A 16217-nucleotide genomic window follows, 5' to 3' on the forward strand; every position below is an offset into this window, starting at 1 on the left:
GGAGAAACCTACCAGATAAGCTTGTAGCCGATGCCGCGCACGTTCACGATCTGCACCTGTGGGTCGTCCTTCAGATAGCGCCGCAAGCGGGTTATAAACACATCGAGGCTGCGGCCGTTGAAGAAGCTGTCGTTGCCCCATAGCTCCTGGAGCACCGTGGCCCGCTCCAGCACCTGGTTGCGCTGGTCGTAAAGGCACTTGAGCAGCTCGGCTTCGCGGTGGGTTAATACTTCTTCGTGGGTGCCTAGCAGTAGGCGCTGCCTGGGATGATCAAACTCATAGCGGCCGATGGTGAGCACAGCGGAAGGCGCGGCCGCTGGCGGGGTTGTGCTCAGGCGTGCCTTAATGCGGACAATCAGCTCATCCATGCTGAAGGGCTTTTTGAGGTAGTCATTGCCCCCCAGCTCAAAGCCGCGCACCACATCGGCGGGCTGGGAGCGGGCCGTCAGGAAAATAATGGGCACCGAGGCGTTGTCGCGGCGGATTATTTCGGCCAGGGAAAAGCCATCGAGGCGGGGCATCATCACATCGGCCACCACAATATCGGGGCACTGCTGCCGGAAAAGCTCCAGGCCTTCCTGCCCGTCGGCGGCGTAGCGCACCGTAAAGCCACGCACCTCCAGACTGTCTTTCACAATCATGCCCAGCGCGGGCTCGTCTTCGATGAGGAGAATGGAAGGCATGGGGGGCATTTTGTAGAGACGCAATAGTTGGAGTCTGGTCGTTGAACGATTGGTGTTGCGCCGTTGAATACTTTATTCTAAACATTAACCGCGACGATTGAGACCCGACTACGCGTCTCTACACTGAACGTCATACGGGCAGCCACATAGAAAACTCACTGCCCCGATTTGGCTCGCTACGCACGTCAATATGCCCCCCATGCCGCTCTACCACCTGGCGGACGTAATACAAGCCCAATCCGAAGCCTTTCACGGGGTGCAGATTGCCGGTCGGCACGCGAAAAAACCGGTCAAAAACGGCGGCCTGGTAACTCCGCGGAATCCCAATGCCGTCGTCCTGCACCGTCAGGCGCCAGCCGGTTTCGTCGCGGCGACCTTTGATGGCGATGGTCACCTGCTCGCGCGAGTACTTAATAGCGTTGTCGATCAGGTTGTTGATGACGCCCGCCACGTGCAGCCGGTCCAGCGACAACGACTCGGACGGCTCAATATCGACCTCAAAACGCACAGGCTTGGAAGCCTGCAGCTGATGGCGCGCTACCAGTTCCTGCACCAGCTCCGCGGGCCGCACCGGCTCCGGGTTGATAGTCAATTGCTGACGCTCTTCCACCGCGCTGTTGAGCACTTTCTCCACCAGATCCGACAGCCGTTGCAGCTCCTTTTGGGAAATGCTCAGGTAGGTTTGGGCCTTTTGCGGGTCATTCAGGGCGCCGAAATTCTGCATGGCCTCCACTGCCGCCGACACCGTGGCCAGTGGCGTTTTCAGCTCGTGGGTCATGTTGTTGATGAAGTCATTCTTGACCTCCGAGAGCTTTTTCTGCCGCAGAATAGTGCTCAGCATCAGCGCAAAGCAGCCCGTGGTGAGCCCCAGCAACGCTACCGACCCAGCCAGCAGACCGCCCATCTGGCGCAGAATATAGGGTGTGGGCGTGGGGAAAGATGCCTGCACAAACACCGAACGAATGGGATTGAGCGGGATGGGGGGCGTTTGGACGGGGTAGCCAGCGGGCGCGGGCTTGTTGGGCACATTTGCCGCCAGCATCGGTTCAGCCACGGGCACGGTCAGCGTGTCGAGCTTCACGGCGGTTTGCACATCGCGCAAACGCAGCTCCGCTTGGTAGGCCGCCAGAAGCTGAGGCAGATTCACGTGGCGGCTGCCGATCCAGTCGTTCATGATGATGCGCGAGATGGTACGCGCGGCCGTGTCGGCGGCAGCCCGGCGTTGGCCCGACGGCTGGCGAGTGGTGATAATCAGCCTGTCGGAGCGGAGCACGCGGCGGCCCGTATCAGGCGGCGCAGACTGCGGCGACACGACAATACGCTCAATTTGCCCCCCAGCATCGGAATTGAACTCCTGTAGCATAACCCGCCTGCTTACGCCTTTCTGCTCGCCCTGCACCAGTTGGCGCGCACCACCGAGCAGCTGCCGCTGCACCACGGCCAGCAGGGCCTCACGGGTGGTGCGGTCGAACTGCTGGCCGGTGAGCTGGTAGGTATTGTAGAGCCAGTACGCCTGGAAGCCGTTGATGCCCAGAATACAAGCTGCCATAAGCCAGAAAATAGAGCGGATACGGCGTTTCATGGGTGGGGCAAAAGGTAGAGCAGAACGAAAATACGGCCTTGCCGCATGGTACTCACCACCGTTAACATTCTTTAACACAAGATAACAGTGGTTTACACGCCGGAAGTGGTGCTTTGTAAGCGTAATTCATTGCTTCAAACTCCCGCTACCATGAAACTCCTCCCCACTTCCCTTTTCACGCTGCTGCTCGCCTTTGGCATGAGCGCGGCCTCGTCTCTCCAGGCCCAGACCACCGGGCGCATCAGCTACGAAGGCACCCGCCGCATCGACCCAAACCAGCGGCGCATTGTAATTAATGGCCAGGAAGTGAAGCCAGGCAGCCCCGACTTCCCCGCCGACCTTCCCGACGTGCGCTCCTTCGGCCAGACGCTGAGCTTCGCCGGCGACTATGCCCGGGAAGCCCAGGAAGGCGGCGGGGCGATGGTTCGCATTGTGGAAGGTGGCCCAAACAGTGCTCCGCAGACTACCAACATTGGTCGCCCCTTCGAGGAAACGGTTTTCCTGAATCTGAAAGACCGCACCTACGCCACCGTAGTGTCGGTCAAAAAAGACGACCAAACCACCGAATATCGGGCCGATGCTCCCTTCGCAAAGCCCGAAAACTGGCAGCTGACCGCCCAAACCAAGAAGATTGCCGGCTACACCTGCCGCAAAGCCACGGTGCCCTTCCGCAAAGAAACCTACACCGTCTGGATCACGACGGACTTGCCGTTTACCTACTCCCCCATCCGCGACCTGACGCCGGAAAAAGGGGTTGTGCTGGCCGTGGAAGGCTCTGGCGAGCAATTTAAAGCCACCAAAGTTGACCTGAAGGCCCCAGTAAAAGAAGCGGAAGTGCGGCCCAGCACCCAGGCCCAGATGGTGACCGTAGCCGAGCTGAATGACGTGCGCGAAAAGGCCCGGGCCGATTTCCGCTCGCGCATGATGGAAAACTTCGGCGGCCGCGGCTCCAACTAATTCCCGGCTCCTTCTCCCCGAAAAAGCTTCTTAGCCTTCAGCACGGGTGTAGAGACGCGTATTCGCGTCTAATCGTTGCGGTCGCTGGGGCGACGAATTGCGCGTTGCTGCTCGTTCAACGACAGACGCGAATACGCGTCTCCACACCTGCTATTGTTGGTAGAATTATTCTCTGCTTTTACTGAAAAGAAGCCGCTGGGGGGCAAATTTCACTAAGCCTCAACCTATATGCGCACTGTTCTACTGCTTCTTGTATGCTGCCTCAGCGCGGTTCAGGCGTACGCCCAACAGCCGACCCCAGCCCGCGCCAGCGGTACCGGCCAGATTCTGGGCGGCATCGCCGATTCGGTTAGCGGCAAGCCCCTGCGCGAGGCTTCCGTATCACTGCTGGCGGCCCGCGATTCGTCCTACATCTCCTTCACCATCACCGATGGCGACGGGCGCTTTGCCCTGCGCGGCGTGGCGCCCGGCCGCTACTTCCTGCTGCTCACCTTCGTTGGCTACAAAAGCAAGCTGCTCCCCGTATCCGCGACAGCCGGCGCCACCGACATCGGAATGCAGCGGCTGGGGGGCATTTCTCACACCCTGGGCGAAGTGGTAGTGCAGCAGGAGCGCGCCCCGGTTTCGGTGCAGGGCGACACGGTGGCCTTTAGTGCCCGCGCCTTTCGCACTCAGCCCAATGCGGTCGTGGAAGCCTTGCTCAAGAAGCTGCCCGGCGTGCAGGTCGACCGCGACGGCACCATCCGGGCCCAGGGCCATCAGGTGAATCGGGTGCTGGTGGATGGCAAGCCTTTTTTTGGCGACGACCCCAAGCTGGCCACCCGCAACCTGCCCGCCAATATTATCGACCAAGTGCAGCTCTACAACCAGCGCAGCGACCAGTCGGCCTTCTCCGGCATCGACGATGGCCAACAGGAGAAAACCATCAACCTGATTACCAAGCGCGACAAGCGCAAAGGCTATTTCGGCACTGAGTCAATCGGGGCCGGCACCGATGAGCGCTACCGCGCGCAGGTCGGCCTGAACCGCTTCAATAATGGCCGCCAGATTTCGGCTTTGGGGCAGGCCAACAACGTGAATCAGCTGGGCTTCAGCACCGACGGCAGCCCCACGGCCGGCGACGTGAGCAGCGGCCCCGGTACGGGCAGTGGCAACAGTCTGCCCGGCGGCTTTGGGGGCGTAGGTGGGCCAGGCGGTGGCGCCATCGTGGTTAATGCAGGTGGCCGCGGCGGCGGCAATGCGCAGCCGGCCAGCAACAACCAGCCCACCAACATCACCGAATCGTTGGCTGGGGGGCTAAATTACCGCGACGCCTGGGGCAAGCGGGCCGAAGTGGCCACCAGCTACTTCGCCAACCGCACCATCGTGACCACCGATCAGGTAAGCCGGCGCGAAAACGTGGCCGGCCTCGACGCTGGCACCGGCGAAACGGGTCAGCCTTTGGTTACAGATCAAAGCGCGGCGGCCCGCGCCCGCAGCGTAAGTCAGCGCTTCAATTTTCGCCTCGACTATCGCCTAGACACTCTTACCTCGTTTCGCTTCACGCCGGCCGTATGGTGGCAGAATACCGATCAGGAACAGGCCAAGAATCAGCTAACGAGCGTGGGCGAGCGGCAGCTAAACACCAGCCAAAGCACCTACGATGCCGCCGCCAACACCTTGTGGGGCAATGGCAACCTGCTGCTCATGCGCCGCTTTGCCAAGCCTGGCCGCACCTTCTCGGCCAACCTCAGCGCAGTGCTCAATAATCAGGCTGGCGAGGCGTTGAACCAAGCTGCCAACACCTTTTTTGCCCCCGATGGCGCTGGCCGCACTAGCCTACTCAACCAGCGTATAAACCAGGACTATCCGGCCCGCACGCAAGTGCTCAATCTGGCCTATGTAGAGCCCCTGACCTTGCAGCAGAAGCTGGAGTTTCGCTACAACGTAGCCAACACCCGTAGCACCTCCCAGCGCGAGGTAGCCGACTTCAACCCTGTTACCGCTCGCTACGATGCAGCCAATGAGGTGCTTAGCAATCAATTCAGCAGCAGTTTCCTAACAAACCGGGCTGGCCTGACCTGGCAGACACGCCGCCTGCGCTACGGCTTCTCTCTGGGCCTCGATGCGCAGCAATCCAGCCTGCGGGTCGATAATCGGAGCGCCGACACGGCCCTCACGCGCGATTATCAGAGCCTGCTGCCCAGCGCCATGTTCACGCTCAACGCCAGCCGCAGCCGCACGCTCCGCCTGAACTACCGCACCCGCTTGCAGGCGCCCACGGCCAGCCAGCTCCAGCCCGTGGCCGACAACACCAACCCGCTTTACATCCGCTTCGGCAACCCCCGGCTGCAACCCGAATATTACCACACCCTCACGGCGACCTTCAACCAATTTAACGCCGTGAACAACCGCAGCGTGTTTGGTCTGCTGAGCGCCAACCAGGTGCAAAATCGCATTGTGTCGGCCACCAGCTTCAGTGCGAGCGGCGTGCAAACGACGCGTCCTGTTAACGCCGATGGCTACCGCAGCCTCAATGGGTTTCTGTCCTTGGGTCAGCGCCTGGGCTGGCACAAGCTGAACGTGAACCTGACTACCAACGGCAATTTTACACAGGGCCAAAGCCTGGTGAACGACCAGCAAAACCAAGCGCGCAACTGGAGCCTGGGGCAAGGCTTAAGCTTAAACACTGCCTTCAATGATAAGCTGGAGCTAGGCTTCGCCGGCAACGTCACTTACCTCGACGCCCGCTATTCTCTGTTGCCCCAACAAAACACGTCCTACTGGACCCAGACGCTGGAAGCCGACGTGTTCTACCAGCTGCCTGGCCGCTGGGCCGTAAGCAGCGACTTATGGCTCACGCGCTACGCGGGCCGCTCGGCCGGCTTCAACCAGGGAGTGGCGCTCTGGAACGTGGGCCTCACCCGCCAATTATTCAAGGATAAGCAAGGCGAATTGAAGCTTCAAGCCTACGATTTGCTCAAGCAAAACCGCAGCGTAGTACGCAACGTCACAGATGTTTACCTGGAAGACGTGCGCAGCAAGGTCCTCAGCCGCTACGTCATGCTCAGCTTTACTTACAACCTGCGGCAGTTTGGCCAGTAAGGACTTTGGCAACAGAAATAAAGTCAAAAAGCATCAGCTTCTCAGCATGTGGGGGGGCAATTCCGAAACTCACATTTCAGGTCATGCAGAGCGCAGCGAAGCATCTCGCTCGCGGTCGTCTGATTGTAGAAAGGCGGTCATGCTGAGCCGGTCGAAGCATCTCTACTGCAATGCTAATCTCAACGAAGCGGTAGAGATGCTTCGACCGGCGGACGCCAGACAAGCATGACAATACCATTGCAATCAAACACGCGAGATGCTTCGGCTCCGCCTCTGCATGACGGGAAAGCGAAGATCCGAAGTCACGCCCGCAGCAAAACTGCTTCTCCTTCAAACTTAACAGATCGAAACATGCTATTTTCGTCCGTGCCAAGCCTGACTAATCAGGCCGCCGGACTTGCTGTTTTGCTTCTTTATGAACTTGAAAAGGTACTTCGCGCTCAGCCTGCTGAGCGCTGGCCTGCTGGCCGCCCATCCTGCCCTAACACCTGCACCAGATGTAAATGCGCTTAAGACGCAAGCAATAAAGGACCTGGACGGCAGCTACAACGACTACAAGAAGGTAGCCCAGCAAATCTGGGGGTTTGCGGAAGTGGGCTATAAAGAAACCAAAAGCTCGGCCCTGTTGCAGAAAACCCTGCGCGAAAACGGCTTTTCGGTGCAGGCCGGCGTGGCTGATATTCCAACGGCTTTTGTAGCGACTTACGGCAGTGGCAAGCCGGTCATCGGCATACTGGCCGAGTATGATGCGCTGCCGGGTTTGTCGCAGCAAGCTGGGGCGGAGAAAAAGGCGGTGCCCGGCCTCGACGCGGGTCATGGCTGTGGCCACAACCTGTTTGGGACAGCCAGCGTGGCCGCCGGCATCGAGCTCAAAAAGCTGATTAAAGAAGGCAAATTCAAAGGCACCGTGAAGGTGTATGGCACTCCTGCTGAGGAAGGCGGCAGCGGCAAGGTGTACCTGGTGCGGGCCGGCTTGTTTGCTGGCGTTGATGCCGTGCTGCACTGGCACCCGAGTAACCAAAACCGGTCGATGATGAGCAGCTACATTGCCAACAGCTCGGCCAAGTTCCGCTTTCACGGCATTGCCTCACACGCCGCCGCTTCGCCTCAGCGCGGACGTAGTGCCCTCGACGGCGTAGAAGCCATGAACAACATGGTGAACATGATGCGGGAGCACGTGCCCCAGGAAACGCGCATCCACTACATCATCACCAACGGCGGCAAGGCCCCGAACGTGGTGCCCGAATTTGCGGAAGTGTACTACTATGTGCGCCACCCCAACCGCGACGAGGTGAAAGATGCTTTTGCCCGCGTGGTGAAAGCGGCTGAAGGCGCAGCCCTGGGCACCGGCACTACCATGGACTACGAAATCATTGGCGGCACCCACGAGCTGCTTCTCAACGAAACGCTGGCCCGGGCGCTGCAAGTCAACCTGGAGCGGGTGGGCGGCGTGACCTATACCCCGCAGGAAGTTGCGGTTGGCAAACAGATTCAGGCATCATTCGGCTTCCCGGCGCCCCCCATTGAAGAAGCAGCCAAGGTACAGCCCTTCGCCGTTACTGATGGGGGTGGCAGCTCCGATGTAGGCGACGTAAGCTTCGCGGTACCCACGGTAGGCCTCACGGCCGCCACCTGGATTCCGGGCACGCCGGCCCACAGCTGGCAGGCGGTAGCTTGCAGCGGTCAGGAAATTGGAGCGAAAGGCATGATGGTAGCCGCCAAAACCATGACCTTAACGGCCATCGACCTGTTTACGGACCCAGCCCTGCTTGAGAAAGCCACTGCCGAATTCAAGCAGGATGTGGGCAGCTATGTGTACAAGCCTCTGCTCGGCGACCGTAAGCCCGCCCTCAACTATCGCGACTAGTTTTTAAAACAGACTTTTCGCCTGCAATACCTTCATAATCAGCTTTGCAGAGTTGCCTCGGCTGGCTATGAAGGTGCGGCGGTCAGATGGTAGTTGCTAAGCGGCCTCCCCCTGGGAGGCTGTTTGCTTTTCAGCCGCGGTGGCTTTGGAAGCAGCAGTAGTTTTTGCGTTAGCACGGCGGCTCTGCGCCCAGTAGCCCAAGCCCGCTGCGGCTAGCAGGGCGGCTCCGCCGGCTACTTTCTGGCCATTGGTCAGCGCACCAATCCCGTTCTGGCCTCTCCCTTTCTTGCCGGACTTTTTGGACCCACCGAATAAGGAGCTGCTATTTTTTTGCTTAGCTGCTTTCTTATCCTTTTTCGCGTTCTCTTTCTTGCTCTTTTTCATATCAGTAGCATTTAGGAATAGGTGCGTGCCCGATGGTTATCAGCCAATGCGGAAATCTATATTCGCGTCTCCGGGAGGCAAGGTTATGTCGAGCTTATGTAGCGCAAGGCTGCCAAGGTGCTGGTTTGGGAAGCGCCGCTAGCTCTTATCAGCTACCCTCCTTTTCACGGGTTTGCGCGGCGCACCAGCCGATTTAGGTGGCAAGGCTTCCGGCTTGGGCGGTTTCTCTTCGGTTTTGCCTGGCACCAGGGAAGGCAGGACGCTGTCAGTGGAGATGAAGTCATCAATTGCCTGCTTATTAGCCACGTACGCGATGGCCGCGGCAAGCAAGCCTATTCCGCCAACTATTTTCTGGGTGGTGCTGAGCTTGCCGATTTCCTTACTCACGCGGCGATACTTGCGGATGGATTCGGCGGCTACGTCCAGCGCATCTCTTTCCAGCTTCTTGGCCTTTTTTGAGCCTTTCTTTTTGCCTTTACCCATAGTAGTATACGCTGGTTAGAGATGACAATCAGTTGCGGGGAGCAGCGGGCGCTTCTCGCTGTACTGGCTGCTTTTCAGCGGGTCTTCTTCATTCGCAAAGCCGGCCCGGAAGGTTGTCTTTTTCCCTTACTTCTTTTGCTTGTGTCTGGGGGGCTTTTTTTGCCCGTTTGCCAGCCTATATCCAGCCTTGAAGCTCTGTTGCTCCGGAGAGTTGCCGGGGGGGCAAATTCGTCACTGGGTGGGGGGCTTTTTTCGGGTAAGTCGGGGAGTTCGTCCCAGCATTTTCCTGTTCGTCACATTTAGTTTCCGGGGCAGTTTCGGCCGTTTATTCTTGCTCATGATAGGCCCCGGCAGAAGGGCCAGTTGTATCCAACTCTACAGCCCTACGCATCATGAGAACTTCTGACACCACCAGCTTCCCTTCATTTGCCAGCTTGTTGCGGCGCGCCCGCCCGTTTGCCTGCGGCCTTCTTCTCGTGCTCGGCATGCCCACGGCAACGAGCTGCGTGCGCGAGGCCACCGCGCCTGCGGTAGCCTCACCCCAGAGCCAGACCACAACTCAGCCTCTGGATATAAAACGCCTTGCGGCCGTAGCCGACTCTGCCGCGAAAGCCCAGATAACGGCGGGCATCACGCCGGGCCTGAGCATAGCAATTGCCCGGCATGGCCAGCTTGTTTTTGCCAAAGGCTACGGCAAGGCCAACGTAGAGATGGACGTGGCGGCCGGCCCGGAAACCGTGTATAAGGTGGGCTCCATCACGAAGCAGTACACCGCCGCTATTGTAATGCGCCTGGTGGAGGAGGGCAAAATGTCGCTCACCGACCCCATCACCAAGTACCTGCCCGACTACCCCACCCAGGGCCACCACGTCACTATTCATCATCTGCTGAACCACACGTCCGGCATCAAGGCATTTCGGGTGATGCACGAGGAAAACCGCCAGCGCTTCCGCCTCGACCTCACGTACCCTGAGATGATTGAGCTGTTTGCCAAGCAGCCCTTCGAGTTTAAGCCCGGCGAGAAGTATGAGTACAACAACTTCGCCTACTACCTGCTGGGCGAGATTATCGGTCGGGTGACGGGCATTCCTTACCAGGACTATCTGGAGCGCCAACTCCTGGGGCCGCTGGGCCTGAGCAATACCATGTACTGCGAAGCCAGCCGCGTGATTCCGCACCGAGCGGCGGGCTACGAGTATGAGGAAAAAGCGCTTATCAACGCCCGCTACCTGAGCATGCGAGTGGGCCCCGCGGCGGGGGGCCTTTGCGCTACCGTGGGCGACCTGCTCCAGTGGACCACTTTGCTGCACGGCGGCAAGGTGGTTTCGCCCGCGTCATTGCGACGAATGACGACGCCTACCGTTCTGGCTAGCGGCGACACGGTTGGCTACGGCTACGGCTTGCAGCTGGCCGAGCTGGGTTCGCACGAGCAGGTATTTCATTCGGGCGGCGCCAATGGGTTCGTGTCGGCGCTGGCTCACTACCCTAAAACTGGCCTGACGGTGGTGGTTTTGACTAATTCGGTGAAGGCCAATCCGGCGGCTATCACGAAGGCGCTGGCCCGCACGGCCCTCGGCATTAACGTTCGCGACTTGCCCCTGACGCCCGAGAATATTGCCCGCTACGCCGGCACCTACACGTACAAGTCGGGCGCCAAGACGCGGGTGCTGAAAGTGTATGAGGAAAGCGGCAAGCTGCACGCCCAGGTAACCGGCGGGCCGGTTTTTCGGCTGCGTAGTCAGGGCAGCAACGTGTTTATCCCCTCCGGCAACGACGACAACCAGATCATATTCACGCCGGCCACCGATCGGGCCGCTGGCCTCACCATCCGGGAGGGCCGCTGGGAAGTGACCGAAGCCAAGCGCCAGGAATAGAAAGGAAGCTTATCCAGAATCAGATCATCTCAGCTCCGCTGCCCATGCAACACAAGCTACTATTTAGCAAAAAAGCCCCCCAGACGCACAAACCCGCATAGATTGCCTCTTTTAGAGACTGATAATTTACACCTAATCGTGTGTTGGAAACTTTCAAACCATACCGTCATGCAGAGTGGCGCGAAGCATCTCGCTCACGCCGTTAGATCAGTAATCCTACTACCGCGAGCGAGATGCTTCGCGCCGCTCTGCATGACGTTCTGTTAGGTGGATTACAACTACAACCTCAGCACGCGCGATGCTTCAGGGCGTTCTACATAACAGCCTTTTTAACGACTAAACAACAATCGCACGCGAACTACATCACGCCGCGATACATAAGATAACACAACCAGCATGACACCGACTTTGCATGAGGCGCAGCCTCAACCCTCGCCCTTCCCCATGAAAGATCTTACCGAGTATATCGATAAGCCGTCCACCCTTGCCCGGATTGAGTTTGGGGTGGCTACCGTCCTGCTCATTTTTTCGATTCTGCTGCTCGATTCCAGTGATGCGGCCACGGCCCGCCGCTTGTTCGAGGAGGCAGGTATGCCCTTCGGATACTACTCAAACTTCTTCTACCCGCGGGTTATCGTATTTGCTACCGTCTATCTCACCTTTCTGCTGGTCAATTTTGTGGTGGTGCCCCAGCTGCTGCGGCGGGAGCGGGTAACCCGGAATGTGCTGCTGCTAGTAGCAGCCTACGTGGTAGCGGGGCTCGTTTTTGGCACCACCGACACCTATGCCGCCACGTATCTATTCCATGAGTATCCCACGGAGCAGGACACCTACAACGCCCTGTTTCAGCAAGGATTCGGGGGGGCTTTTCAGCTGTTGGTTTTCCTAGGAACGTACTCATTATTGAAGTACGCGGTTCTGCGCTTTATCCCGAGGCCGCTAACCATCACGCCGAAGAACCGACCCATTGTGCGCGAAGCCGCGCTGGCAGTCGGCGTGTGGCTGGTGACCGTATTGCTACTCATGGCGGTGGGAGCCGAAGAGATGATCCTGTATGGGGCGATGCTTGTGCCGCTTACGGCAGCCTTCTATTTCTTCGCCTATTACTACCTCATCCCGAGGCTGGTAACGAAGCGGCGGCCGGTGCGATCATACATCCTGTGGGTGCTACTGTGCCTGCTTATATCATTCGGGCCGGTGATGCTACTGGTTCTGATCTTCTGCAATGATCCGGATGTAGCGGCGGGTTTCGCCTTTTTCAATGAGGGCTTTCAGCTCTTTCTGACGGCCCCGCTGGCCTGGATTCTCTATAAGCGGCGCGCCAAAGTCACGCAGGAAATAGGCGTGCTGCAAACCGAGCTGGGCCAGTCGACCGCCAACCTGGATTTTCTGCGCTCCCAGATCAATCCGCACTTTCTGTTTAATACCCTGAACACGCTCTACGGCACGGCCTTGCAGGAGAATAGTGAGCGCACGGCCCAGGGCATTCAGATGCTGGGCGACATGATGCGATTTATGCTCCACGAAAACCACCAGCGCCAGATTTTGCTCACCCGTGAGGTAGAGTACATGCGCAACTATATCGAGCTACAGTCGCTGCGGACGAGCACCTCGCCCAACATCAGCCTCGAAACCAGCATTGAGGATGTGGTGGCTGAGCGCTGGATTGCGCCCATGCTGCTGATTCCGTTTGTGGAAAATGCCTTCAAGCATGGCATCAGTCTGAAGCGCAAATCGTGGATACGGGTGACCCTGCACTACGAGGCCGACAAGCTGTATTTTGATGTGTACAACAGCACCCACCCCAAGCAGGAGCTGGACTTAGAGAAAGACCACTCCGGCGTGGGCCTGGAGAACGTGCGCCAGCGCCTGGCCCTGCTCTACCCCGGCAAGCACGAGCTGCTAATCAGGGAAACGCCGCAGGAGTTTTTTGTGCACCTTACGCTGCAGTTGAGCGGCACCGCTCAGCAGTAGACAGCAGCGCGTGTGGAGAGCAAACGAAAAAGCCCCCCAGAACGTCATACAGAGTAGAACGTCATGCAGAGCGGAGCGAAGCATCTCGCTCGCGGTAGTAGGATTACTAATCAGACGTCAGCACGCGAGATGCTTCGCTCCGCTCTGCATGACGTTCCGTTTTGTTGCTGTACACAGAACCATGAATAAAGGTCAGTGACACCCGACTGAATATCTATGAAGGCAATTGCAATCGACGACGAACCGATGGCGCTGGAGGTGGTGCGCTCCCTGGGGGGCAAAATTCCGTTTCTGGAGCTCAAAGCCTGCTTCACCGATGCCTGTGAGGCCATGGAGTATCTGCAAAGCCAGCCCGTAGACCTGCTTTTTCTGGATATCAAGATGCCCGACATTTCGGGGTTGGAGTTCGTAACCAGTCTGCAGAAAAAGCCGCTCGTCATCTTCACCACCGCCTACTCCGAGCACGCCGTGACGGGCTTTGAGCTGGATGCCGTCGATTACCTGCTGAAGCCTTTCTCGTTGGCCAGGTTTATGAAAGCCTGCAACAAGGCCCACGAGCTGCTCCGCCTCCGCGACCAGGCCGCCCCGCCCAAAGATTACGTGTTTGTAAAAACGGGCGCCGAGCAGGTGCGCGTGCCCTACGCCGACATTCTGTACATGGAGGCGGCCGGCAACTACGTCACGTTTGTGCTGGGGGGCAAACGCCTGCTCTCCCGCATGACCATGACTGAGCTAACCGAACTTTTGCCCCCCGACAAGTTTGTGCGCGTGCATCGCTCCTTCGTGGTGGCCAAAGACTACATCGACAAGCTGGAGCGCCACCAGGTAACCGTGCGCGGCCACGCCGTGCCCGTGGGCGCTTCGTATCTGGGGCAGCTTCAGGTATGAAGTAGAAGCCACGCTGCATTCACCGTGGCTTCTACTTCATACCTGAAGGCTTAACGGTCTTGTCTGAAGCAATAGTTTTTACCGGCACGTTGCTTCAAAGTCATAGATCGTATTGTGGCCGTTTACCCCAATGATGAACGCGTCCATGTAGCCGGTAAACGCGCCACCCCAGTATTCAGTAAAGGGAGAGACCCGAGGTGTGCCAACGTTAAACCTGATTCCCCCAAACCACCTCCAACCTGAGGGTTAACGATTCGGGCATCAGGGTTTTGGGCGATATAGGAAGCCACTATGTTGCTAGGCAGGCTTTTATAGGATAAGCACGGAGTATTGCATTTATAACTATAAAGAGTTAAATTTTACTTATTACCAGCTAACAGATTTTTGTGCTCCCGTCCGGCGTAGCTAGCCGCGCCGGCCTTCTTCGGGAAATCCCGAGGACTCTCCTGGTAAGCCATCTATGGCTTCTTCTGTCCACACATGCGTGTTTGTAAGCGGCATAATGGCTGCAGTATCCTTTCCGCACTTTTGCTATGTGCTACTCTTTTACTCACTACCTATTGCTAGCAGGAAGCCTGATGTGCGCGTCTGCTAGCCACGCTCAACAAAGCCGTCTGGCTCCTGCTCCCCTCCCGCTCAGCTCGCCTCAGGAGCGACTATTGCCCCCCAGCGCACCAGCCTCACACTCCCAGCTTCCTGACCAGTCGGCATTACGCAGCTATGAGGTCCAGTCCCAGGTAGGACCTGCCTCCGCTAGCCGACTATTACCGTGTAATGCCGAAGGTGTGGAAGCCTGGGTATCGCGCTATGATGGACCGAACCATAGCTCGGATGAGGGCAGGGACATCGCCGTCGACCTTGCGGGTAACGTGTACGTAACGGGCTACACTGTCAGCAGTAGTGTTTTTGTCCCTGGGGGCGTCTTTAATGACTTTCTTACCATCAAGTACGATGGCCGCACTGGCCAGGCCCTATGGGTAGCCCGCTATAATGGGCCCGCCAATGACTATGATGTGGCTCGCGCCATCGCGGTAGACCTCGTGGGTAATGTGTATGTAACGGGGGTATCGTCTGACGGGAACGATGAAGATTTAGTCACTATTCGCTATGATCAGTATACGGGCCAAGAGAAGTGGATAGCCCGCTATAATGGAGCCGGCAATGGCGAAGAAACTGCTACTGATATAGACGTGGACCTCGTGGGTAATGTTTACGTCACCGGCACCACCACCAACCTAAGCGGCAACTCAGATTATCTTACCCTTAAGTATGAACCGCGGAGAGGGCGCCAAGTGTGGGCGGCAGTGTACAATGGTCCTGCTAATGCGCTAGATCTCGCATGGGCCCTAGCGGTCGACCTAGCGGGTAACGCCTACGTCACAGGAGCCTCGTTCAGTGATACTGAGGGTGATTTTGCCACCATAAAATACGATGGCCGAACAGGCCAGCCACGGTGGGTGGCGCGCTACAACGGACCTGCCAATGGCTATGATGCAGGCTGGGATATAGCGCTGGACTTAGCCGGCAACGCCTACGTGACTGGCTTCTCTCCTCACACGGGCCAAAATATGGCTACGCTCAAGTACGATGGCCGCACAGGCCAGCAACTCTGGTTAGCGCGCTACAATGGGGTCGCCAACAACGTCACGGCCCGTGGGGTTGCCGTTGATCTAGCGGGCAACGCCTATGTTACCGGGTCATCATTCAATGGGACGACCGATGAGATTGTTACTTTAAAATATGATGGGCGAACGGGACAGGAACGTTGGCTGACACGCTACCTTTCACCCGAAAGGACCTCCTCTAATGATATAGCGGTGGACTTTTATGGCAACGTCTACGTGACAGGCTATACTGTGGACAGCCGTAGTAATAACTTTGATTACCTCACCCTACAATATGACCAGCAGTCGGGGCAGCTAGGCTGGCAAGCGCGCTATGATGGGCCAGCCAGTCGTAGTTTAGAAGTAGCCATGGCCATGACAGTGGATATTTATGGCAATACGTATGTGACAGGCTTCTCGCCAGGCCCTGGCACAGACCTCGATGTGGCTACCGTCAAGTATCTCCGTGAGCCGAGCCCCTGCTTAACTACCACTTTCTCCAATCTCAGCAGCTTGGCCGGGCAAAACGATGCATCGCCAAGGCTACCCGTGAAAGCTTTTCCCAACCCGGCCCGCGACCAAACCACGCTGCAGTTCCAACGGACCTCAGCGGCTTCGGCGCAGCTGCTAATCTACAATGCCAGAGGCTCGCTGGTACAAACCCACAATCTTGGTATCAACACTTCTGAGGGTGTACAGACAGTCCAGCTGTCCACCGCTGATCTGCCCAACGGTGTCTATCTCTGCCGCCTCATTCAGGGTAAGACTACTGAGACGATACGCATCGGTGTGCAGAAATAGCCTACGGAATTATAATCAGCAATGCGGAGAAGTGAC

11 protein-coding genes are annotated in these 16217 nt (G+C 57.9%); 7 read left to right on the top strand and 4 right to left on the bottom strand.

Annotation, left to right across the window (positions count from 1 at the left end; translation table 11 throughout):
- Nucleotides 1–8: 8 nt before the first annotated feature.
- Together IEW06_RS10615 and IEW06_RS10620 are read right to left on the bottom strand one after the other, a co-directional pair.
- Complete coding sequence (locus tag IEW06_RS10615) at nucleotides 9–683, bottom strand: response regulator transcription factor (protein WP_188548254.1); 675 nt, start codon at nucleotides 681–683, stop codon at nucleotides 9–11.
- Nucleotides 684–813: 130 nt separating this feature from the next.
- Complete coding sequence (locus tag IEW06_RS10620; RefSeq protein ID WP_187732510.1) at nucleotides 814–2265, bottom strand: sensor histidine kinase; 1452 nt, start codon at nucleotides 2263–2265, stop codon at nucleotides 814–816.
- Between the two features lie 150 nt (nucleotides 2266–2415).
- Here IEW06_RS10620 and IEW06_RS10625 point away from each other — a divergent pair, with 150 nt between their 5' ends.
- The 3 genes from IEW06_RS10625 (at nucleotide 2416) to IEW06_RS10635 (ending at nucleotide 8173) form a co-directional block, all read left to right on the top strand.
- Nucleotides 2416–3222, top strand: a complete 807-nt coding sequence (locus IEW06_RS10625) for a GLPGLI family protein (RefSeq protein ID WP_187732511.1) — start codon at nucleotides 2416–2418, stop codon at nucleotides 3220–3222.
- A 228-nt stretch (nucleotides 3223–3450) separates the two neighbouring features.
- A complete protein-coding gene (locus IEW06_RS10630) occupies nucleotides 3451–6306 on the top strand; it encodes an outer membrane beta-barrel family protein (protein ID WP_187732512.1) in 2856 nt (951 codons plus the stop codon).
- A gap of 415 nt (nucleotides 6307–6721) precedes the next feature.
- Nucleotides 6722–8173 (top strand): amidohydrolase, encoded by a 1452-nt coding sequence (locus IEW06_RS10635; RefSeq protein ID WP_187732513.1) that lies wholly within the window; start codon nucleotides 6722–6724, stop codon nucleotides 8171–8173.
- A gap of 96 nt (nucleotides 8174–8269) precedes the next feature.
- On the opposite strand, the gene IEW06_RS10640 is transcribed toward IEW06_RS10635, so the two are convergent.
- Nucleotides 8270–8557, bottom strand: a complete 288-nt coding sequence (locus IEW06_RS10640) for a hypothetical protein (protein WP_188548255.1) — start codon at nucleotides 8555–8557, stop codon at nucleotides 8270–8272.
- A gap of 138 nt (nucleotides 8558–8695) precedes the next feature.
- Entirely contained in the window at nucleotides 8696–9040 is a 345-nt protein-coding gene (locus IEW06_RS10645) for a hypothetical protein (protein WP_187732515.1), read from the bottom strand.
- A 392-nt stretch (nucleotides 9041–9432) separates the two neighbouring features.
- On the opposite strand from IEW06_RS10645, the gene IEW06_RS10650 reads away from it, so the two are divergent.
- The 4 genes from IEW06_RS10650 (at nucleotide 9433) to IEW06_RS10665 (ending at nucleotide 16181) form a co-directional block, all read left to right on the top strand.
- A complete protein-coding gene (locus IEW06_RS10650; RefSeq protein WP_188548256.1) occupies nucleotides 9433–10914 on the top strand; it encodes a serine hydrolase domain-containing protein in 1482 nt (493 codons plus the stop codon).
- Between the two features lie 444 nt (nucleotides 10915–11358).
- On the top strand, nucleotides 11359–12888 hold the full coding sequence (locus IEW06_RS10655; protein ID WP_188548257.1) for a sensor histidine kinase: 1530 nt from the start codon (nucleotides 11359–11361) through the stop codon (nucleotides 12886–12888).
- A gap of 216 nt (nucleotides 12889–13104) precedes the next feature.
- Nucleotides 13105–13776, top strand: coding sequence for a LytR/AlgR family response regulator transcription factor (locus tag IEW06_RS10660; protein ID WP_187732519.1), 672 nt, complete (start codon nucleotides 13105–13107; stop codon nucleotides 13774–13776).
- Between the two features lie 578 nt (nucleotides 13777–14354).
- Nucleotides 14355–16181 (top strand): SBBP repeat-containing protein, encoded by a 1827-nt coding sequence (locus tag IEW06_RS10665; RefSeq protein ID WP_188548258.1) that lies wholly within the window; start codon nucleotides 14355–14357, stop codon nucleotides 16179–16181.
- Nucleotides 16182–16217 lie beyond the last annotated feature (36 nt).

Source organism: Hymenobacter qilianensis, assembly GCF_014638675.1.
Taxonomy (GTDB): domain Bacteria; phylum Bacteroidota; class Bacteroidia; order Cytophagales; family Hymenobacteraceae; genus Hymenobacter; species Hymenobacter qilianensis.